The sequence below is a fragment of the Shewanella sp. 1CM18E genome, from assembly GCF_023161665.1.
Classification (GTDB): Bacteria; Pseudomonadota; Gammaproteobacteria; order Enterobacterales; family Shewanellaceae; genus Shewanella.
In genome coordinates this window covers 15,359-36,528 of record NZ_JALNTW010000019.1, presented here as the reverse complement: position 1 = coordinate 36,528, position 21,170 = coordinate 15,359, and the positions used below count along the sequence as shown (strand labels likewise).

Below are 21,170 nucleotides of genomic sequence, written 5' to 3'. Positions count from 1 at the left end.
CCGCGATTATCGCGGCTTGTTTGTGTCTGGAACACTTATGGCAAAACTAGTTCATGGAAGGACAGCTTATGCTTTATGTCGAGAACACTTATGTCAGAAACTAGCCCACGAATGGACAGCTTTTCGCGTTGTGTCTGGAACATGTTCTAGACGCTGTTAAATACCGGCGTAATCTAGCTGACGCCAAGCTTCGTAGCTGATAATGGCTACTGCATTCGACAGGTTTAAGCTGCGGCTGGTAGACATCATAGGAATACGAAGGCGCTGCTCCGTTGGAACTGAGTCAATAATATCAGCTGGTAAACCACGGCTTTCAGGGCCAAATAGCAACACATCGTCTTGCTTAAAAGTTAGCTCCGAGTGCGGGCGGCTACCTTTCGTAGTGCAGGCCATAATGCGTTTGCCTGCCATAGCTTCAAGAAACGCATCGAAGTTTTTATGGTGGGTCACATTGGCTAAATCGGCATAGTCTAAACCCGCGCGACGCAACTTTTTATCTTCTAAATCAAAACCTAATGGCTCAATAAGATGTAGATGACAGCCATTGTTGGCGATTAAACGGATAATATTACCGGTATTTGGGGCGATTTCCGGTTCGTAAAGCGCGATATGAAACATGCTAGCCTACCTAAAAATTGGTGAGCGGAGATTATACGGTAAAAACCGCGATGCGGAAAATAGTGCTGCAGCTAAAGAGTTGCGTGAGTTAGCTCGTGATTACGGGGCTTAACCTTATGCTATTGCCTATTTTAGGACTATATTCCAGTTTATGAATGCACGGTTTTAGGCAGGGCTATGGATCTCGCTAAACTTTCACGGATCAGTATGAAACATCTGATCACTTTACATGTCATGCTCGACACCTTGAGCGTTACCGATAGCGCCCAGCGTTTATGTCTTAGCCCGTCTTCAGTCAGTAAAACCTTAAGCCAACTTAGGTTAAGCCTTGATGATGAACTGTTTTATCGCCACGGCAACAAGCTAGTGGCCACGCCATTAGCCCGCAGACTTGGCCCAAGCGTGCATCAAATTATCAATGACATGAATCAATTGGTGACTCAAGAGGCGTTTAACCCGGCTCAATACGAAGGGCGTTTTTCATTGGCGATGCGCGAAAGTACCTTTGAGTTGTTGGCCGCTAAATTTTGCGCCCATGTGCTTAATCAAGCACCGAATATTCGTTTAGATATTTTGGCTAAAGACAGTGTCGGATTTGAGGGGCTAATTAAAGGCAACTTAGATTTTATCGTCTTGCCCCACGACAGAAGCCAGCCGCCTATTTTGCAGCATGAATTAGTGTGGCAAACCATTATTAACGATGAAATGGTGTGCCTGATGAATCCATCGCACTCGTTAGCAAGTAAAGAGCTGCTAAGCATCCATGATTACCTTAGTTACAGCCATGTTGGCATTAGCGATACTGACTTAAATACACCATTTTTCGAGATGCTGCTCGCCCAGCAACAATTAAACCGCGCGGTGCCGATTTCAGTTGCTGATTTTGGCAGTGCGGCGCTCTTATGTCATCACAGTGAGTTATTATTTACCTGTTCGCGTCGCTGGGCTGAAACTGCCCTGCAGGCTAAAGGTTTAGTTATTAAACCGTTACCACTGGATTATGGCGAGGTGGCCTATAGCTTGGTATGGCACAAACAAAGTATTAATGATCCGGCCCATAAATGGCTGTATCAACAGTTAGTCGAGTTTACTCGTGCGGAGTTCGAGTAGACTCTTTTTGACCTTGAATCTAATTTTCGATTCGAAGGTTTACACCAAGCTAGCGCCACCATTGGCACTAGCTTACGCTTTTTTCTTTAATTGCTACTTATTCTGTTATTTCATAGTGCTCATTTAATACCTTGTTTTTAATCATTATATTTTATTCCTGCAAATACCTCTAAAATCACACTTGCACAAATGCGCATGTGTGCGTACGATCCGCAAACTTGTCATTGATAGAGATTGTGAAAGTGGATGCAAAATTAGTTATAGCGTTAAACGAGTTCTTATATGTAGCCAAAGGCTTAGTGGTTATTATTGCAATTGTGTCGTTATTAACCGGCATCATGCGCGAATATATTCCGCAAGATAGACTGCAACAGACATTAACTAGACACGAAAAGTGGGGCTCGTTGTTAGGCGCACTGTTTGGTATGTTGACCCCATTTTGTAGCGCTGCTGTAGTGCCAGTGACTATGGGCATGGCCTCGATGGGCGCATCGCTGGGTACTGTAATGAGTTTTATTATTTCAGCGCCTTTGTGTAACTTCATTGTATTGGCAATGATTTACGCAGCTTTTGGTTTGAAGATCACAGTGATCTATTTCCTAATTACCTTTACCGCAGCGGTACTGGGTGGTTATTTGATCTCTAAGTCTCCGTGGAGAAATGAGATTAAGCGTGGTGATGAACTAGAAGGCACTAAAGCCAAAGGCTGTAGCGGTACTAAAGCCAATACCTGTGGCGGCGTGTCGACGTCAGCTTCAAGAATGAAAAACGCCATGGCAGGTGCATGGTCGCTATTTAAGCGCATTATTCCATACGTATTATTGGGCGCGGCAATCAGCGGTTTCTCAGCGGCCTATTTACCTGCAGACATGGTAGAGAAATATGTTGGTGGTGATAGCTTTGGCTCGATTGTTATTGCTTCTTTGATTGGTATTCCGCTGTACCTACGTATCGAAATGGCAATTCCATTACTTAAAGTGCTAATTGCCAAAGGTATGGGTTTAGGTGCTGCCTTAGCATTAATTATTGGTGGTACAGGTGCTAGTTTGCCTGAAATCGCGTTAGTATCTGCGGTACTAAAGCGCAAAGCGGTCATCGCGTTTGTGGGCATTGTATTAATTACAGCGATAATTGGCGGTGCTATCTTCCAATATGTTGTATAAAGACGTCACGCCACTCAGTTGAGTGGCGTGTTTTGTTGAAAAGGTAATTGCATGATCGATGAAAAGTATATTGATGCGCTAAAAGCATTGTCTGAGCCTAATCGCTTGCGCTTGTTTTGGTTATTTTTGCACGTCGATGAATGTATGGCAGTAGCTGAAGCGATGGATATTATTGGTGACACGCAATATAACGTGTCGCGCAATTTAAAGATGCTGTATCGCGCTGGACTACTGAACCATGAAAAAAAGGGCAAATGGGTTTTTTACACCCTAAAAGAGCAAACCGCTGCTCATTGCCGAGCGTTAGTAGATTCTGTTAGGCAGTTACCGGATGACGAGTTTAAAGAAGTCACCCGCCGTTGCCGATTACGTATGTCGTTACGAGTTGACGGTGAATGTGTTGTCGGCCCAGATTCAGAGGTGTGGTTGGGTTTATTGGGCTGATTTGGCAGGCTAATATCAGCTTAAAATGGCGAAAACTTTGCTGGAGAGATTTAATTGAGTATTCATATTCGCAAAGAACAAGCGACTGACATACAAGCTATTGATGCGGTAACGGTTGCTGCATTTCTTGACGCGCCGCACACCGATCATAGCGAACAATTTATTGTCAAAGCGCTGCGCAACGCCGGGGTGTTATCTATATCGCTTGTAGCAGAAGACGGTGATGCCATTGTAGGGCATGTAGCAATTTCTCCAGTAACGATTACTGATGGGGCTGAGCATTGGTATGGTCTCGGCCCAATATCGGTAGTGCCAACAGAGCAGGGCAAAGGTATTGGTAAAGCATTAATGCAGGCCGCGATTGAGGAGCTCAATGCTCTTAATGCGGCTGGTTGTGTGGTACTTGGTGAGCCAGGTTATTATGGCCGTTTTGGTTTTAAAGCTACGGCTGAACTCGTGTTAGCCGGTGTGCCAGCTGAGTATTTTCAAGCGTTGAAATTGCAAGGTGATTTGCCAGCGGGTGAAGTGCATTACCATGAAGGTTTTGCTGCGCAAAGCTAGCTTGATTTAACGGTCGATAAATTATTGAAAGTGACTGAATTGGTCGTTGTAGTGAATCACTCTGCTTTTGCAGGCTTTTACGCTAACGGACAGAGCTAACTCTGCTGAAGCGGTTGCTGAGTAGTTTTTAAACGTAAAAAAATAAAAGTTTGACATAGGTCACGTTTTATTGCTAGTTTGAACTCAGCGGTTTAGGTCGGAGAGTTCATTGATATAACGAGGACTCAATCGACTGGGAGTTCGACATTAGCTAGCTCCGCTGGCTGAGCCGGATTCGACAGAGCTGAGGCATTGTTATTAGAAGCTTCGACCGGACTACTTTTCAATCCGACTCTTGCGTACATTTTCGGATACCCATTGAGTTACTTTCGAGTAACTTTGAAAGCCTAAGAAGTTAAGTTTTACTTAGGCTGTAAAATAAAAAAGCATCCCAAATGGGGTGCTTTTTTTTGCTTTGCGTTTTGGGTTGATGGTTAGACCTTGTCTAACAACTTTGTTTATCAGACTACGTCTGAACTTAAGCAATCAAACTTCGTTTGATAAAGGTCGTGAGCTTCCAGCTCACACTCGGCCAAGAGGGGATCAACAGCAATCCCCTCTTGGATCTCCCCTGCCGCCCCGACGAAGTTGTTGATCCTCATACTCCAATAAAAATTGCCTAACGGCTCAGATGGGACATCCATGTCCCTCCGAGCCTGAACCATCATCCATGATGGTCCCACGGCATTTTTATCTACGTATTTCGGCAACTCCGATGGGGAACTGGGTGTTTTCTGTGAGTCTCATGCGAATCTAAGTCTTTTGCTCTTTGTTGAGAATACAATAGGTGAAATGTTTCTGCTTTTCTAACCTAGTGTAGGTACGGCCGTGACCGTCCATGACATGGACGTCATGGCCGAGCTTCCAAGGATGGACTTGCTGCGTGTCACGGAAGTGTCTGCACATACGCCGGCTGCAAGCCATTGGAACCACTAAAGCCTATAATTACTTGTGTGATGTGAAATATGAATTATTAATAGTGTTCTAGTTTCTCTGGATTATTTTTGTTAGATTTCATGAAAATCAAAGAGTAATTATCGTGTCTACACAGTGAACCTAAAAATGAAAAAGTTATTCTCAGTTTGTATCGTTTTTCTACTCATAAGCGGTTGCGGAACTTTGGATAGCAAGACGATATTAATTGATGCAGGAGACTCTAAAGAGAAAGTTATAGAGATCATGGGAACTCCGTATGATCGTCAGTTTGATGGTCAAAAAGAAGCGTGGCAATACTGTGTTTCAGGAGCAGGCTTTGGTTATAACGATCATAAAGTAATCTGGTTTGTAAATAGAAAGGTTACTGGTATCACTAGCTATCGAACTACTCGTAGTGGATGCACTGGGGCAGTCAAGTCTATTAAGTGGGAAGATGCTCCAGACTATACTGTTGAAATTCGTGAACGTTAAGGGTTTCTAAATAGGGAATAAAACCTAATCTAAAGGTTCTCATGCTTTAGCTTTAAAGCTACATAAGTAGGCTTAGCTACAAGCCTACAAATACACACTTGGTAACACCAAATTAGCCACACCACGTTCAGTTAGCCGTGCAGCTAACTCTAGCATCTGCTCTTCACTGCAAGTCGGCCACTGGCGGGCTTCGCCTGTCACCCCATGTTGCTGAAACGCATTAAGTTTGACCCTAACACTGGCTGGCAACTGTTTTAAATAAGCCGCTACTGCATCAATTTCAGTGTCGAAATCACTCACTGTAGGGATATGCAATAAGCGGATCTCATACAGCTTATCTTGCTCTGCCAGTAACTTAAGACTGGCAAATACCCTGTGGTTATCGCGATTGGTGATGTAGTGGTGTGTTTCTTGCTGCCACGATTTTAAATCAATCATGGCGCCATCTAAGTAAGGCATGACTTGCTGCCAAGCATTTGTCGACAAGTAACCGTTGCTGTCGATCATACAGCTTAAATGGGCTAAATCGTCGCTGGTTTTAATCGCTTTAAATAACTCAGTGATAAACGGCAATTGCAGCGTTGCTTCGCCGCCACTTACCGTTATGCCGTTGATGAAAAATACTTGGTTGCGAATAAGCGCTAGCATCTCCGGCACGCTGTATTGGCGAGTCTTAGGGCTAGATTGCCTAGGGCAGGTGGATAAACAGGTATCGCATTGAGTACAGAGCTCACTGTGCCACACAACCTTAGACTTACCTTGTTGGTTGTGAGTCAGTGACAATGCATTTGCTGGGCAACTAGCCACACAATCACCACAACTGTCACACATATCTATGGTGTAAGGGTTGTGGCAATTTTTACAGTTAAAGTTACAGCCTTGCATAAAAATCACTAAGCGACTGCCCGGACCATCGACACAAGAGAAGTTAATGATGTTGTTAACTGTGGCTACTCTGCCCATCAATATTACCTTGAATTACTTGCTGTGCGCTGGCGTTAGTTCGTGGGCGACCACTCTTGGTTGACGCGCTAAAATATTGGTATTTTGCGCGGCATCGGCACCTAAGCTGGTGGTGTTGGTGCGCGAGCCTTGCTCTTTATAGCGAGCGATATCTGACAGTTTGACCATATAACCGGTTACTCGAACTAAATCGTTAGACGCGACGTTAGCACTAAATTCGCGGAAACCTAGCTGTAGTGCACCTTTACATAGCTGCATCATGGCTTGCGGGTTAGCTTTAACAGTTTCATCGATAGTCAGAATATCGCTAATGCCTGAGGTGTAATATTGGTGATGCTCGGCCAATGCTTGAATGTGAGTGATTGGGTTTGGCTCGGTACCGTAAGGAATACGCACGCCTGGGGTCACGTCTCTATCTGTATTCATGCCACCTTGTGAGTGCAACAATGCGCGGCCGTTATAACCAAATTTAACTGGTGTCGATTTAACGATGGCATCTAATGCTTTAGAGATTTGATGTCCCAGTTCGTTGGCGGCAGTGTTATGACCATAATGGTTACTTGGTTTATCTAAGCTGTCTTCATTAAAGTCTGGTGTGCCTTGTAAAATATTAACGGCTTCGGCCATACCGTAAATACCAAACATAGGTGCAAAGCGTGACTCTTCGATTAAGCCCTCTTTGACTAAAAAGCTATTGAAGAAGTTAGATTCTTGGTGCAAAAACGAGGCGCGGGCGTCGATTAACTCAAAGGTTAGCTGGCAATAATGTGGCAATACATTACTGAAAAAGTCACCAATGCTGCTGGCTTGTAGCGCCACCTCTTTTAAATTCAGGCGTACTAAGGTGTTAGCACCACCGGCTAATGGCAACGAGTTATAACAGCTGACAATACCAAAACCTTGCTGGTCGAATGTATTCGCATGAATAGGGTAGTTGGCGATATGCGGCTTGCTGCATTCACAAATATTGCTGGCGGCAATCTGCAGTAGCTCATCAGGGGTAACGCTTGGGTCGTACATAAACGTTAGGTTAGGCGCTATCTGCTTTAGCTCAGCATCGACACGTAAAATAGTGCGGCAGACTATGTTGTCAGTTGGGCCTATGTTTACGTGCATAAAGGCGTCAGGCAAGGTGCGATCTAGCATGATCCAAAACAGCTTGAGCTTTCGATAAATCGTTTCGTCGTCGAGCCCTTGGCAAAACGGCAATAACACATCATCAAGTTGGCCTAAATACACTGGGATATTAGTAACCGATGGTACGTGATGGTAGATAATGGTTAATGCGTTTAGCGCTTCATCAAGATCTTGTGCTGGCGCTAGCTCTAAATACTCTGAGCCGTTTTGTAAAAACTTGGCATAGTCTGGCAGTACGTAGCGTGGTTTAAATGGTGCATGACCTTCAAACATGTCGCAAATAATCCCTTGCTGCATCGCCTGTTTAACAGCATCAGACACCTCTACATATGGCAGACATGCTTCGGCTGTGAGTGCTAATGCGCTGCTTTTTTGCTTAGGTGAAAGGTTAGGGTCACGAGTGATTTCAGAAAAACGATTTTCAACGGTCATGTTCAATATCCACTTATATTTTATGGATATATTTTAAAGCGCAGAATTAGATTCTTATAGTGAAAAACAGCTAAGTTGTATTTTCTAAATTGGAAATCCGCAGGTTTGGATCTCGAAACTAAGCAAAGTGAGCAATAGCGGCATTTTTACCGCTATTGCTGAGCTAGCAATCGCTAAACTGTCTTGATTAGATATTGCTCAAAACCTAAAAGAAGCCGAGTGGATTAACGTCGTAGCTAATTAATAGGTTTTTGGTGTTTTGATAGTGGTCGAGCATCATCTTATGGGTTTCACGGCCAATGCCTGATTTTTTATAACCACCAAACGCGGCGTGTGCTGGGTAAGCGTGATAACAGTTAATCCACACGCGGCCTGCTTGGATTCCGCGACCCATACGTTGGGCGGTATTCATGTCGCGCGTCCACACGCCTGCGCCTAGGCCGTACTCGGTGTCGTTGGCAATGGCTAGGGCTTCGGCTTCATCTTTAAAGGTGGTCACTGAGATCACTGGTCCAAAAATTTCTTCTTGGAAGATGCGCATATCATTGGTGCCTTTTAAGATGGTGGGGCTAATGTAATAGCCTTGACTGTGTTCACCCTCAAGCTGACATAGGTCGCCGCCAATCAAGACTTCAGCGCCTTCATCTTTACCAATTTGCAGATAACTCAAGATCTTGTCGAACTGCTCTTGCGAAGCCTGCGCGCCAACTTGGGTGTCGGTGTCGAGAGGGTTACTTTGCTTAATGGTTTTACTGCGCTCTATGACTTTGGCAATAAACTTGTCGTAAATGCCTTCGTGGATCAGCACTCGCGATGGGCAAGTACAGACTTCACCTTGATTGAAAAAGGCCAATAACATGCCTTCTACCGCTTTATCTAAATATTCATCTTCATGATCCATTACATCACTGAAATAAATGTTAGGCGACTTGCCACCAAGCTCGACAGTAGATGGGATGAGCGATTCTGCGGCACATTTTAAAATGTGATGACCAATTTCAGTTGAGCCGGTAAAGGCAAGTTTAGCGATACGGCTACTGGTCGCCAGTGCTTGTCCGGCCTCAGCGCCAAAGCCATTAACCACATTGAGTACGCCTTTTGGTAATAAGTCTTCAATGAGTTCGAGCATAACTAACAGTGAAGCAGGCGTTTGCTCGGCAGGCTTTAATACCACACAGTTACCTGCGGCTAGGGCGGGGGCAATTTTCCACGCCGCCATTAAGATAGGAAAGTTCCACGGGATAATTTGACCGACAACACCCAGAGGCTCAGGGAAATGATAGCTAACAGTGTTGGCGTCAATGTCTGCTGCGCTGCCTTCTTGGGCGCGAATACAGCCGGCAAAATAGCGGAAGTGATCGACTACAAGCGGTAGGTCTGCGGCGAGAGTCTCGCGCACCGCTTTACCGTTATCCCAAGTTTCAGCAATGGCTAAGCTTTCGATGTTTTGTTCAATGCGGTCGGCTATGCGCAGTAAGATGTTAGCTCGTTCAGTGACAGAGGTTTTGCCCCATGTATCTTTGGCTGCGTGGGCAGCGTCGAGTGCTAATTCAATGTCGTTTGCATCAGAGCGGGGGACTTGGCAAAACACTTGGCCGTCGACCGGTGAACTGTTGTCAAAATAGAGGCCGTTTACAGGTTTAACCCATTCACCACCAATGAAATTTTGGTACTGTGACTTGAAGTTAATTTTTGCGCCGGGTGTGCCTGGCTTGTTATAAATCATACTTATATTCCTTGTACGTTTTTTATGCGACAACTCAGTGTAGTCTATAAAATAGCGAGCGCTGTATAGGAATAAAGTCGACTAGTCAGTCAGAGTTTTTTTAGTCTAATATTGCTGAGCAAGATGGTTTAATCTGGCTACTTTTTCTTTGTATGCGTATAGCGCATTACTTCAATGCAAAATATGCACTTCATTCATGGCTGTTTATAGCCTATGCTTCATCCATCAGTTTTAATAGGAACTTGTCATGTTTAACGCGCTTGTTTTGACCCAAGAAGAAAAGCTTACTATTGCGAATGTTCGCCAAATCGCTGAAACCGATCTACCTGAAGGTGAAGTATTAGTTGATGTTGCTTGCTCATCACTTAACTACAAAGATGGTTTAGCGGTAACCGGCGTAGGTAAAATTATTCGTAATTTCCCTATGGTTCCGGGTATCGACTTTGCAGGTACGGTACTTGAGTCGAGTGACGAGCGTTATAAAGCGGGTGACAAGGTTATCCTTACAGGTTGGGGCGTAGGTGAAAATCACTGGGGCGGCCTTGCTGAAAAAGCCCGTGTTAAAGCAGATTGGTTAGTGCCAATGCCAAGTAATTGTGACGCAGCTAAAGCGATGCAAATTGGTACAGCAGGCCTAACGGCGATGCTATGTGTACAAGCTTTGCAAAATGCCGGTATTAAACCAGCTGACGGTGATATTTTAGTGACTGGCGCCAGTGGTGGTGTTGGTTCTGTTGCGGTGACCTTGCTAGCGCAGTTAGGTTACCGTGTTGTGGCAAGCTCTGGCCGTGTAGAGCAAAACGGTGCATTGCTAACTAAGTTAGGTGCTAGCGAAGTGATTGACCGTAGCGAGCTTGAAGCGGATTCGCGTCCACTTGAAAAGCAACGTTGGGCGGGTGTTGTTGATACGGTAGGTAATAAGGTATTGGCTACGGCATTAGCACAGATGAACTACGGTGGCGCTGCTGCAATTTGTGGTTTAGCGGGTGGTTTTGCACTACCAACAACTGTGATGCCATTTATTTTACGTGGCGTGAACCTACTGGGCGTTGACTCTGTAGCTTGCCCATTTGAAAAGCGCCAAGCGGCTTGGGAAGCGGTACTTAACTTGCTACCTGAAAGTTATTTTGACGATGCTTGCGAGACTATCGCTCTTGAGCAAGTACCTGAATATGCGCAGCGCATTATTAAAGGTCAAGTCACTGGTCGAGTATTGGTGCAGCTATAAGTTCAGTCAGAACCCAAAAGCCCAGCAATTGCTGGGCTTTTTTGTGATAAAAATTCACCAGCTAGGTATTTTGTGGTGTTTGCGCCAGTATTGCTTGGGTTGCATTGGCTATCTCTTGGCGTAACCATTTTTGTGCCTTGTCTTGCTCGCAGCGCGAATGCCAAAACAGGTTGTAATCTAAGCTTTGTAGCTTAAACGGCAGCGGTTTTACCTTGAGTCGATGGCGCTCAGCGGCTATCGCAGCCATACCTTCTGGTACCGTAATTATTAATGGGTTAACCGATTGCAACGCGAGCGCTGTATCTAAGTGCGGCGTTCTTAATAGTTCGGTGCGCGGTGGATATTGGCTAATGGCGTCATCGAGTAAGGCTTTTACTCCGTCACTAATGGCAATCGTTGCATGAGGATAATAGAGATAATCCTCTAGGCTTATATCACGATCGGCCAACGGGTGGTTGGGCGACACTAAACAGCTCACCCCGACTTTGCCGAGAAAAGTATGTTGTAAATTGCCGATCTGACCAATAGCACGACAAATCGCCATATCTGCGCCTTTTACACTGAGCTGCGCCTGTAATTCTTTTTGCTGCACCGGCACAATTTCGAGGCGTATATTTGGTGCTTGCTGATAAATATGCGGCAAAATAAACGGAATTAGCGCTTGCATCGCATAGTCTGTCGCGGCGATAGAAAATTGCTGTTGGCATTCCTGTGGCACAAAGGCTTTAGGGGTGAGCAACTCAATCAATTGTCCGGTTGGTTGGCGTAACTGCTGGTAGCACTCCAGTGCAAAAGAGGTGGGCACTAGCTGCTGGCCGACTCTCGAAAAGAGCGGATCATCTAACATTTCGCGTAAACGAGACAAAATTCGACTGGTAGCAGACTGACTCAAATGCAGCCGTTTAGCTGCTTGAGTCACACTGCGCTCTTCAACCAATATTTGCAGCGCGATTAACAAGCTTAGATCTTGGCGGTAGATCTCTTCTAATTCCATAATATCTCGGGTTTTCTAATGAGTATTAATCAGTATAAAGACATGATTGCTTAGTGAAGTTTAGCGCTTTTTTGGTATCAGTCCTATATGGAAAAATATGATGGTATTTTCCTGTAAGTTTGCTTAGCGCTTGTTTGAGTTTAGGTAGCTGTTTTTACACAAATATAACGTGATGACGCTGTAGGCTAATTGGCTAGCAAGATGACCTCTAATTAGGTAGTAGGCTTAGCTTAAAATGCAAGTGAACTCGCCGCTATTACTTAATTTTAAAGGGTTATGGTTAGATATTTTGCTGTGGCTCAGTATTTGGAATGGGTTCCAAAATACCTCGAAAGTAATAAAAAAGCCAAACATTAGACCTAGGTTTGAGTTCAGATATGTTGTTTTATTGTATCGAGTAAATACCTGCTTAACTCCCGTTTTGGAACTCATTCCACCCTTATGATTATTGCGTCTAATAAAACTAATAGGGTGATGACAGATGAGTAATAAAGATCTGCTAGGACGCCGCAATTTCATTAAAGGATTTGGAGCTGCAGCAGGCGTAGCAATGGCCGCACCAGCTTTGGCTGTATCTGAAAAGGCGGACGGCGTTAAATGGGACAAAGAAGTTGAAGTCCTAATTATCGGTTCAGGTTTTGCGGGTTTAGCGGCTGCTATTGAAGCAACACGCAAAGGCGCAAAAGACGTACATATCTTCGAAAAGATGTCTTACTTTGGTGGTAACTCTGCGATTAACGGTGGTTTGTTCGCAGCTCCTGGTACGCCAATGCAAAAAGAAGAAGGTGTAAAAGACTCTGTAGAAACTATGGTTGCCGATCAGCTAGCATCGGGCCGTGGTATTGCTGATGAGGCGCTACTTCGTCACGTTGCTGAGCACGCAGTTGAAGCATTACAGATGACTTTAGATGCAGGTTCTGAATATCACCCTTATCTACAGCAACTAGGTGGTCACTCAGTTGCGCGTACTTACCAAACTACAGTGAGCTGTGGTGCGGGTATTACTCAGCCGTTACTACACGAGTGTCGTAAGCTTGGGGTTCATACCCATAACCGCGCTAAGTTCGAAGGTTTCTTAGTGGGTGACAAAGGCGAAGTGCTAGGCGTTAAAATGCGCGACAACTATCACTTTGGTGAAGACCAGCCAGGTAAAATTAGCAATATTCGCGCTAAACGCGGCGTGATTATGGCAACCGGTGGTTTTGCACAAAACGTCGATTTACGTATGGCACAAGACCCAACTTTAACTGCTGAAGTTGGTTGCACTAACGCTCCGGGTGCTACCGGTGAAGGTATGTACGAAATGTTCCGCCTAGGCGCGGTACCTGTACACTTAGCGCATATCCAGTCTGGCCCATGGGCATCGCCTGATGAAGGCGGTTTTGGTTATGTATCTAATTACTCTATCTACAACTTCCCACATTCAGTTGCGATTGACCGTTTAACTGGTAAGCGTTTCATGAACGAAATTGCTGACCGTAAGACCCGTGCTGATGCTGAGCTGAACTGTCGTGATGCTAAAGGTAATGCATTACCGCCAATTCTAATCACTAGCTATGAAGATTCGAAGAAGCATCCAAACACTAAGAAAGTACTTAAGTACAACGTAGGTTGGAAGTTTGACTCAATTGAACAACTTGCTAAGCATTTTGACGTGCCATTAGCACCGCTTAAGCAGCAAATCGCTGAGTACAACGAATACGTTAAGACGCAAAATGATCCACAGTTTGGCAAGAACATGACAGAAGCTAAGGGTAAGTATATCCAAGCACCTTTCACTGTTGTTCGCTTATGGCCAAAAGTGCATTACTGCCAAGGTGGTGTGCAGATCAACACTAATGCTGAAGTAAAAGACAGCTTTACTGGTCAAGCAATTCCAGGTCTATACGCAGCGGGTGAAGTGTGTGGTGGTATTCATGGTGTGAGCCGTTTGGGTAGTTGCTCTATTCCTGAATGCATGGTGATGGGTATGACTGCTGCACGCAGCATGATGAAAGCCTAAATCTGCCAGATAATTAAGAGGAATGAGTGATGAGTAAATTAAAAGCGGTATTAGCGCTAACATTTGGTTGCCTACTAACACTGTCTGCACAGGCTGTTGAAATACGTGACCACCATAAAGAAGTGATCGGGAAAGATTGTAAGGCTTGTCATGACAATGGCATTAAGCAGTTCCCATCTGATCAAGCCTGTCTACAATGTCATGATGTTGATGATTTAGCAGAGCAAACAGCACGTAGTGAAGAAGATAAGTGGCAAAATCCACACAATAACTTGCACTATGGTAAAGAGCTTCCTTGCCAAGAATGTCATAGCGAACACGGCTCGAAGAAACCTTTATGTAGTAACTGTCATACTTTTAAGTACGACAAGCATAAAGAATAAACGACTCGTTTATTAAAAAGTAATTAGTAAACTTCATCTCTTTACAATTACTTTATATAACCCCTGCAAATAAAAAGATCACCTCGGTGGTCTTTTTTATTTTCTATTTAAAATGTGTTTTTATTTCAATATATAATTTTTGATGCTTGTCTCAAAGTAAAAGCAATTGTGGAATGTACTTTCTATTCGATATCTATCGTCGATGGCGGCTTTGTTGTTACAACCTGAGTGTGATGCAACTGGCATTTATATATTAACTGTGACTTAGGGGTGAGTACTTAAATTCTTGCTAAATAAAGTGAGTTAAAATTTACAATTGTTAATTAAGGTGGTTTTTCATGTAACTGTGATCGGTTCGTTGTTATCAATCGATAAACATGGTTTGGTTATATTTTTGGAACTCATTCCATATATATTATTTAACTCGATGATGAGTTTTAAATATAACAGAAGTGGGTTTTAAATATGAAATATACAATATTACTAAGTAGCTTATTATTATCAAATGGTCTGGTAGCTGGAGAGATCCCAGACTTCCTAGATAAAAATGATATTAATGGTGCGCAATTTCAGTGTTTAGGTGAATCACCAACTTATAGCGCAAAAGATCAAAAGTATATTGATATTTTGTGGGATGAAACACTGACTTATTTACGCGCCTATGCCGAAGCATTAACCAATGATCAAAGCAGCGGTTGCTTAAACTCTGATACTGCAATGGTAGATTCTACTGAAGGTGGCCAGCACATGTGTGTGATGGATCGCCGTGATATGAAACTGATGGTTAAAAACATCTACCAAGTGATTAATAACGCTGATGAAGCCAAGAAATGTTTTGGCGCCCGTGAAGATGTTAGTTGGATCTATAACCCAGGTGGAGAGCTAACTAAAAACTCGCCTGTAGCACAGCACTTTAAGCGCACCACATTTACTGAATTTTTCGATGAGAAAGTAACAGATAAACAAGTTAAAGAGTACGGCAAGAGTTTTACTAATAACTTCTACAAGATGGTGACTGGCGATGAAGTGAAAATGCCAGCAGTTTTCCCATATGACATCAGTGCTAACTCGCTACCAAACCTATGGGCTTCCGCAGGTTGGTTCCCTATGTATGCAGAAGAAAGTAAGCGTAACGATAAGAACTTTAACAATATCCGTGGTGGTTATGCCTACGCTGAAATCTTTGGTCACTGGGGCTTGTTACGTATTGATGAAATCAACGGTGAAAAAGTCGGTGCTGAAGTCGGCATGACAGTGCAAGCAGTGGATACCTTATACCCATTCCACAACCATGCGATTTCTGAAATGTACTACAACATGCGTATTCCTGCGTGTACTAACCAATTTAAAACCATGGCTGTTCGTGAAGATTCACCACTGGTTAAAACGGTAAAAGAAGACGATAAAGTGCGCCGGGTGCAGTTTGATGAAGGTCAACATAACTCGCAAACAATGTGGTTGTCTGGCAGTGCAGAGCAAGATTCATTGATCTATTTCCACCAAAACACTATTCATGCATTTGATGTAGATGGTAGCTGTGAAGCTAAGCCAGAAGAGCGTGCAATTGTGTCTGTTTGGGCACGTAGTAATGCCAATGATAAGCGTAATGACTATGGCACAACTTTATTATGTGAGTCTGCAGCAAACCCTGGTACTCCGGCTAAACGCGGTGAAGTTATTCAGTGCGATTTAACAAAAGTTAAATGGTAATCACTTTGGTGGCAATAACCTTGCCACCACTTACTCCACTTCTAGGAATATAAATTGTATTAATATGATTAGTTGTACGTATTAACTCAATTTATATTTAATTTTAAATAAATGGATGTCTCATGAAAAAAATAAATATAACACTGTCTGCTTCAATATTAATGGCGCTAGCTAGCCAAACTGCATTGGCTGATGATTTGAATATTGGAGGTTCTGTTAGAGCTAATTATAGTTATAGTGATTACTCTGACTCATCACAGGACAAATTGGGTGATTTTGACTTTAACCTATTATCAGTTACCTTTTCTGATAAATGGAATGATATTGGTGTTAAAGCTGAATACCGATTTTACGATGGCTATGATCATTTAAAATATGGTTATGCATTTTGGGATGTGAATGATGACCTGACTATTAATGGTGGTGTCATTAGTAAGCCATTTGGTAATAAAGGTTACGCATCTCATAACTGGTGGTACAGCCTAAACTACTATATGGGTTTTGAAGATGACTATGGCGTAGGTGTTAGCGCTCAGTACCAAAAAGGAATTTCATTATCAGAGTTCGCCTTTATTAAGAATGCAGTTTACGGTGGTACAGATCACCGTGATTTTGCCGGTACAGTCGCTAAAGGTACTGTCGATGGTACGACTTACAATAACGAAGAAACCAATACGCTTGCTGCTCGCCAAAGCTTTACCTTAACCAGTGGCGATTTAACAACGGTATTGGGCGCATCAGTTGAGTATGGACAGCTATATAACTCAGATTTTGGTGAAAATGGCGACACCCTCAATTACGCTGTTCACCTTGATATGAACTATGATGGTTGGGGCTTTCAAGCCCAGTATCTCGCCTTTGATTTTGACCAATATGATGACGGTCAAATCGATCCCGATAAAATTGGTATGGGCATGTTAGGCGGATTTTATGAGGTGGCTAGCAAAGGTAATATCTACACGGCTAACCTATCAAAAAGTATTGCTACCTCATGGGGTAATCTAACTATATACAATGATTTCAGCATGGTGCAGCCAGATGTTGAAGAGTTTGATGATTCAATCTTAAACAGCACTGGTGTTTCGCTCGCTTACGGACCTGTGTTTGTGTATGTCGATTACTACATGGCGAAGAACGTGCTTTGGTTAGGTGGTAATAGCTTAGGCTTGGCTGAAACCCATAATGACTGGGATCATCGTTTTAATATCAACCTTGCTTACTACTTCTAGCGAGCTGGTTTTTACCCAAATAACAAAATGCCAACGATAACGTTGGCATTTTTATTTGTAAACTTAAGCGTTTAGCTTAGCATTTGAGCTTGGTTTACTTCGCCTAGCTCGGACACGTTGGCCTTGATCAAGTTAATCAGTTGGTAAGTCGCATCTGTTTGCGTATTCGGATTGAGATATAAAGACTCATTGAATGTCGGCAGTGGCGGAATGTTGTGCTCGATTGGATCAATTATCTGCATTTTATCGCTGATACGAAACTCGGCAATCGGCGCTATCACTAAGTCATTCTCAACTGCCATACACATAGCCGTTGGTGACGGTGTCGATAACAACACGCTCATTGGGCGCATTGAGATCTGGTGATTGGCAAATACTTGGGCGCGAATAGGACAGTTTTCTGGATAAAGTGCCATAGGCACTGTTTCCCGCTTATGGGCGGTACCGTTTTTAGCGGCTACCCAGTGAAAACGACGCTCAAATAATAGCTCACCGTGGCCAGCCGCTGGTGGCTGCCAATGAGTGGCAACAATCACGTCGAATTCGCCATTATGTAAACGCTTATACAGATTACCGCTAACATCGGTATCGATAACTAATTCAATGCGGGTAAATTCACGAATAAACTCTAATAAGCAGCTACCAAGATAACGATTGATATAATCAGTCGGTACCCCAAGTCGTATGACTTCACGGTTTTGACAATCTTTAAGTTCGTCAATTGCCTGCGAACTGAGCTGTAACATCTTATAGGCGTAGTTCAGCAGCGTCTTGCCAGACTCAGTTAAAGTCACACCCTTGTTATCTCTTAACAGCAAAGGTTGGCCAACACTTTCTTCTAGCTTCTTGATTTGTAAGCTTATAGTTGACTGAGTTCGGCACAGTTTCTCAGCGGCTTTGGAAAGGTTTCCGCATTCAACTACCGCAATAAAGCTTTCTAATAGTTCAATTTTTAGCATGAGATATCGAATTTATTCATAGTGGTATCAGTATTACTCAATACCTGCTCGCTTCCTAGGCTGCTATTTTATCAATGTGAACTGAATTTCGATTGATTGTTATATTTGTGAAGAGGTCGACATGAGTAATTGGCAGAGTAGAGAGAGTTACTTAACTGAAGTTGCTGAGCGTTGTTTGCGTGGCCATAAAAGTTTTGATTTACGTCGCTCGCATTTAGTCGAAGCCAGTCAGATTTCCAAAGGCACAATCTACAATCATTTTCCTACCGAAGCGGATCTAGTTGTTGCTGTGGCAACAGCCCATTTTAAGCGGCGCTTAGAGCGAGCTTACTTTGATCAAACCTTGTATAACGACAACCTCACTCGTTTTTTAATGCACCACTGCTGGGGCTTGCGCGACGATTTGTTATATGACCGCTTTGTTATTTCGCGGATTATGCCTAACCCTGAGTTGCTGGAACAGGTAACCGATGACAACCGTATTGCTTTTGAGCAAGCTTACGGCGCTTATATTCAGTGGAATAATGATTTAATTAGGGCGGTTGGCATGGTTGAGGGCTTTGACCGTGCCGAGTTAGTGGCTAACTATCTGCGCGGCGCGCAAATAAATTGTGACGATAGCGGTAAGCATTATAACGATGCCAGCATGTACTATCAGTTTAGCTACGCATTATCACAGCTTATGGGCCATTCAGATAAACGTATCCCTAATCAACTTGCTTACGTAAGCTGGCTTGCCGGCCTAGAAGACACGGCAAACGCAGCTTAACTCTGCTGCAATTAGGTTTATTGCAGCGGTAACATAATGGTAATTTTTAAGCCTTTTGTTGGGTTGTTTTCCGCTGTTATCCGCCCCTGATGGGCTTGCACGGCAGCTTTGGCTATTGCCAGCCCTAATCCCCAACCGCCTGACTCTCTCTCTCGTGCCGACTGTGGCCGATAAAAAGGTTTAAAGATCGCGTCGAGATCTGCTTCGTTTTCAATGCCGGGACCATCATCAATAATTTCTATCTGCACACCTTGTTTTAAGGTGACAGCTTGAATTGATACTTGGGTGCTGGCGTAGCGAATAGCATTACGCAGTAAGTTTTCCACCGCACGGCATAAAGGTCGTGGATACAAGGGCAATACAATTGACTCGTCGATATCAATATGTAGCTGCTTTTGCTGTTGCTGGGCTTCAAACTCCGCATCGTCGAGCACTTGGCTTAAGGTTTCAGACAGCTCAAGGCTTGGCTTGTTGTCATTAGCATTTAGCTTGACTCGTGACAGCTCCAATAACTCTGCAATCATCTGCTCTAGCTGATCGGCTTCATATTCGATACGTTCAGTTTCAGGTGTTTCTTGGCCTTTTTTACGACTGAGCGCCAATGACAATTTCAATCGCGTGAGCGGAGTGCGCAGCTCGTGAGAAATATCGCTAATCAGCCGTTGTTGGCTTTTCACCATATCTTCTACTGAATCGGCCATGCTATTAAAGGCTTGTGCCAGTTGGCCTATTTCATCGTTACGCTTTACTGTTGCCATATCGACTCGGCTACTTAGATCGCCATCTGCTAACGCGTCTGCGCTGCGTTTTAACGAGCGCAGCGGCTTACCTAAATGCCAAGCAAATAAACCGCACAATAGGCCAGAAAGTAAAATGGCAATGCTCAACGTGAGGATTTTATTGTCGATAAAGAAGAAGAACCAAGGTCGAGGATGATGCTCGGGCAGACGACCATATAAGCTGTAAGGTTTACCGCCAGCTTTAAAGTTGTATGGCCCAAAAATCAGCTCGTCTCTAAATTGGTGTTTAATGGGTTCGCCAGCTTCGTCAGCCAATAGCATAAAGCGTCTTAAGGAGCGTGAAGACTTATGGCTATTGAGTACTTTTCCATACTCATCAACCAGATAAATACGCGCAGGGCGACCTTTAAACTCTTTAAAGCGGCTCCAATGTTTGAGCTTTTCTGAAGTGAGTATTTGCGGATTTTGGCTGATGCGATTGGCGCTTTTTTCCAATAAACGCTCAAGTGCTGGCGGGATCGAAGACTGATCATGGTTTTGCTGCATCAGTGGCAGCAAGCCAATTAGGGCAATGATAAGTGAGCTACATAGCCAAAAGCCAAGTAGCAACTTAACGAATATGTTGTTGGGGTTTTGTCTTAGCTGCATCTAAGGTAACCAGATATAACCTTTGCCGCGTATGGTTTTGACTCGCGGACGACCGTCGCTACGCTCAGGCATCTTCTTGCGTAAATTAGATAAATGCATGTCTAGGCTGCGGTCAAACGGCATCAATTTTTTACCTAGCACTTTTTCGCTTAGGTCTTCTTTGGTCGCCAGTTCGCCAGCGTTTTTAACCAGCTCAAACAGTAAGCTAAATTCAGTGCCAGTAAGAATAATCAACTGATCTTGGCAGTGAACTTCTTGGCGGCCTGGATCTAAATTGATGTCGCCATATTGATGGGTCGGCTGTGGAGCTTCATTAGACTGCACATGAGTACGGCGAATGATAGCGCGAATACGCGCAACTAGCTCACGGTCGTTAAATGGTTTAGGTAGGTAGTCATCAGCACCAATTTCTAAGCCTACAACGCGATCAATTTCATCACCGCGAGCAGTTAGCATTAATACTGGCGTCTGCTTTTTGCTGCGTAGTGCGCGCAGAACTTCAAAACCGTTTAATTTCGGCAGCATAACGTCGAGTAAAATAAGGTCGAAAGATTGCTCTAGAGCCAGATCTAATCCTGATTGGCCATCATGGGCTAATGTTAGTTCAAAACCTTCTAACTCTAGTAGCTGCGCAAGCAGCTCAGATAGACCTAAGTCATCATCTATCAATAATATACGGCTCATATGTACCCTTTTACTCTACCTTTACTATGGCGAGTATACCTTGTTTGATGTCAATTGCAGTTAAGGAGTGTAATGCTACGTAAAGATTGCGATTCTCTAGCATGCAATGACATTATTTAAACTGCTTTACAGAGCTTTACGCTAAATAAACCCTACCTTACATTGGGCTGGCTACACTTGTAAGCGTCAAATCAAGCTTAGCAGGGCTAGGCACATTTAATTGA

At 43.7% G+C, this 21,170-nt stretch carries 19 protein-coding genes; 11 read left to right on the top strand and 8 right to left on the bottom strand.

Going from position 1 to position 21,170, the window contains the following annotated elements; genetic code table 11:
• Window positions 1–156 precede the first annotated feature (156 nt).
• The gene (gene trmL, locus MSG37_RS18710) at window positions 157–618 is read right to left on the bottom strand and encodes a tRNA (uridine(34)/cytosine(34)/5-carboxymethylaminomethyluridine(34)-2'-O)-methyltransferase TrmL (RefSeq protein WP_248472184.1); all 462 of its coding nucleotides are present in this window, start codon (window positions 616–618) and stop codon (window positions 157–159) included.
• A gap of 177 nt (window positions 619–795) precedes the next feature.
• Here trmL and MSG37_RS18705 point away from each other — a divergent pair, with 177 nt between their 5' ends.
• The 5 genes from MSG37_RS18705 to MSG37_RS18685 all read left to right on the top strand — a co-directional run bounded on the left by MSG37_RS18705 (window position 796) and on the right by MSG37_RS18685 (window position 5,342).
• On the top strand, window positions 796–1,728 hold the full coding sequence (locus MSG37_RS18705) for a LysR family transcriptional regulator (protein ID WP_248472183.1): 933 nt from the start codon (window positions 796–798) through the stop codon (window positions 1,726–1,728).
• 242 nt (window positions 1,729–1,970) lie between these two features.
• Window positions 1,971–2,891 (top strand): permease, encoded by a 921-nt coding sequence (locus MSG37_RS18700; RefSeq protein WP_248472182.1) that lies wholly within the window; start codon window positions 1,971–1,973, stop codon window positions 2,889–2,891.
• A 51-nt stretch (window positions 2,892–2,942) separates the two neighbouring features.
• The gene (locus MSG37_RS18695) at window positions 2,943–3,335 is read left to right on the top strand and encodes a metalloregulator ArsR/SmtB family transcription factor (protein WP_248472181.1); all 393 of its coding nucleotides are present in this window, start codon (window positions 2,943–2,945) and stop codon (window positions 3,333–3,335) included.
• Window positions 3,336–3,389: 54 nt separating this feature from the next.
• The gene (locus MSG37_RS18690; protein ID WP_248472180.1) at window positions 3,390–3,896 is read left to right on the top strand and encodes an N-acetyltransferase; all 507 of its coding nucleotides are present in this window, start codon (window positions 3,390–3,392) and stop codon (window positions 3,894–3,896) included.
• Window positions 3,897–4,997: 1,101 nt separating this feature from the next.
• Window positions 4,998–5,342 carry a hypothetical protein gene (locus MSG37_RS18685; protein WP_248472179.1) on the top strand — a complete coding sequence of 115 codons (345 nt, stop codon included), beginning with the start codon at window positions 4,998–5,000 and terminating at the stop codon, window positions 5,340–5,342.
• 84 nt (window positions 5,343–5,426) lie between these two features.
• Here MSG37_RS18685 and MSG37_RS18680 read toward each other — a convergent pair whose 3' ends face one another.
• The 3 genes from MSG37_RS18680 to MSG37_RS18670 form a co-directional block, all read right to left on the bottom strand.
• Window positions 5,427–6,305, bottom strand: coding sequence for a YjjW family glycine radical enzyme activase (locus tag MSG37_RS18680; protein WP_248472178.1), 879 nt, complete (start codon window positions 6,303–6,305; stop codon window positions 5,427–5,429).
• Window positions 6,306–6,320: 15 nt separating this feature from the next.
• Window positions 6,321–7,874 carry a YjjI family glycine radical enzyme gene (locus tag MSG37_RS18675; protein WP_248472177.1) on the bottom strand — a complete coding sequence of 518 codons (1,554 nt, stop codon included), beginning with the start codon at window positions 7,872–7,874 and terminating at the stop codon, window positions 6,321–6,323.
• 205 nt (window positions 7,875–8,079) lie between these two features.
• Window positions 8,080–9,600, bottom strand: a complete 1,521-nt coding sequence (locus MSG37_RS18670) for an aldehyde dehydrogenase family protein (protein ID WP_248472176.1) — start codon at window positions 9,598–9,600, stop codon at window positions 8,080–8,082.
• A gap of 247 nt (window positions 9,601–9,847) precedes the next feature.
• On the opposite strand from MSG37_RS18670, the gene MSG37_RS18665 reads away from it, so the two are divergent.
• The gene (locus tag MSG37_RS18665) at window positions 9,848–10,828 is read left to right on the top strand and encodes an MDR family oxidoreductase (protein WP_248472175.1); all 981 of its coding nucleotides are present in this window, start codon (window positions 9,848–9,850) and stop codon (window positions 10,826–10,828) included.
• A 61-nt stretch (window positions 10,829–10,889) separates the two neighbouring features.
• Here MSG37_RS18665 and MSG37_RS18660 read toward each other — a convergent pair whose 3' ends face one another.
• A complete protein-coding gene (locus MSG37_RS18660) occupies window positions 10,890–11,822 on the bottom strand; it encodes a LysR family transcriptional regulator (protein ID WP_248472174.1) in 933 nt (310 codons plus the stop codon).
• 481 nt (window positions 11,823–12,303) lie between these two features.
• Between MSG37_RS18660 and MSG37_RS18655 the strand changes: the two genes are divergently transcribed.
• The 4 genes from MSG37_RS18655 to MSG37_RS18640 all read left to right on the top strand — a co-directional run bounded on the left by MSG37_RS18655 (window position 12,304) and on the right by MSG37_RS18640 (window position 17,146).
• Window positions 12,304–13,824 carry a flavocytochrome c gene (locus MSG37_RS18655; protein WP_248472173.1) on the top strand — a complete coding sequence of 507 codons (1,521 nt, stop codon included), beginning with the start codon at window positions 12,304–12,306 and terminating at the stop codon, window positions 13,822–13,824.
• 29 nt (window positions 13,825–13,853) lie between these two features.
• A complete protein-coding gene (locus MSG37_RS18650) occupies window positions 13,854–14,207 on the top strand; it encodes a cytochrome c3 family protein (protein ID WP_248472172.1) in 354 nt (117 codons plus the stop codon).
• Window positions 14,208–14,672: 465 nt separating this feature from the next.
• On the top strand, window positions 14,673–15,917 hold the full coding sequence (locus MSG37_RS18645; protein ID WP_248472171.1) for a hypothetical protein: 1,245 nt from the start codon (window positions 14,673–14,675) through the stop codon (window positions 15,915–15,917).
• Window positions 15,918–16,039: 122 nt separating this feature from the next.
• The gene (locus MSG37_RS18640; protein ID WP_248472170.1) at window positions 16,040–17,146 is read left to right on the top strand and encodes a hypothetical protein; all 1,107 of its coding nucleotides are present in this window, start codon (window positions 16,040–16,042) and stop codon (window positions 17,144–17,146) included.
• Between the two features lie 71 nt (window positions 17,147–17,217).
• Here the strand turns inward: MSG37_RS18640 and MSG37_RS18635 are convergent, their stop codons facing one another.
• On the bottom strand, window positions 17,218–18,105 hold the full coding sequence (locus tag MSG37_RS18635) for a LysR family transcriptional regulator (protein WP_248472169.1): 888 nt from the start codon (window positions 18,103–18,105) through the stop codon (window positions 17,218–17,220).
• Window positions 18,106–18,226: 121 nt separating this feature from the next.
• On the opposite strand from MSG37_RS18635, the gene MSG37_RS18630 reads away from it, so the two are divergent.
• The gene (locus tag MSG37_RS18630; RefSeq protein ID WP_248472168.1) at window positions 18,227–18,874 is read left to right on the top strand and encodes a TetR/AcrR family transcriptional regulator; all 648 of its coding nucleotides are present in this window, start codon (window positions 18,227–18,229) and stop codon (window positions 18,872–18,874) included.
• Between the two features lie 17 nt (window positions 18,875–18,891).
• On the opposite strand, the gene MSG37_RS18625 is transcribed toward MSG37_RS18630, so the two are convergent.
• Both MSG37_RS18625 and MSG37_RS18620 read right to left on the bottom strand, forming a co-directional pair.
• Window positions 18,892–20,262: an ATP-binding protein gene (locus tag MSG37_RS18625; RefSeq protein WP_248472167.1), complete on the bottom strand. Its 1,371-nt coding sequence runs from the start codon at window positions 20,260–20,262 to the stop codon at window positions 18,892–18,894.
• Complete coding sequence (locus MSG37_RS18620; protein WP_248472166.1) at window positions 20,263–20,946, bottom strand: response regulator; 684 nt, start codon at window positions 20,944–20,946, stop codon at window positions 20,263–20,265.
• Window positions 20,947–21,170 lie beyond the last annotated feature (224 nt).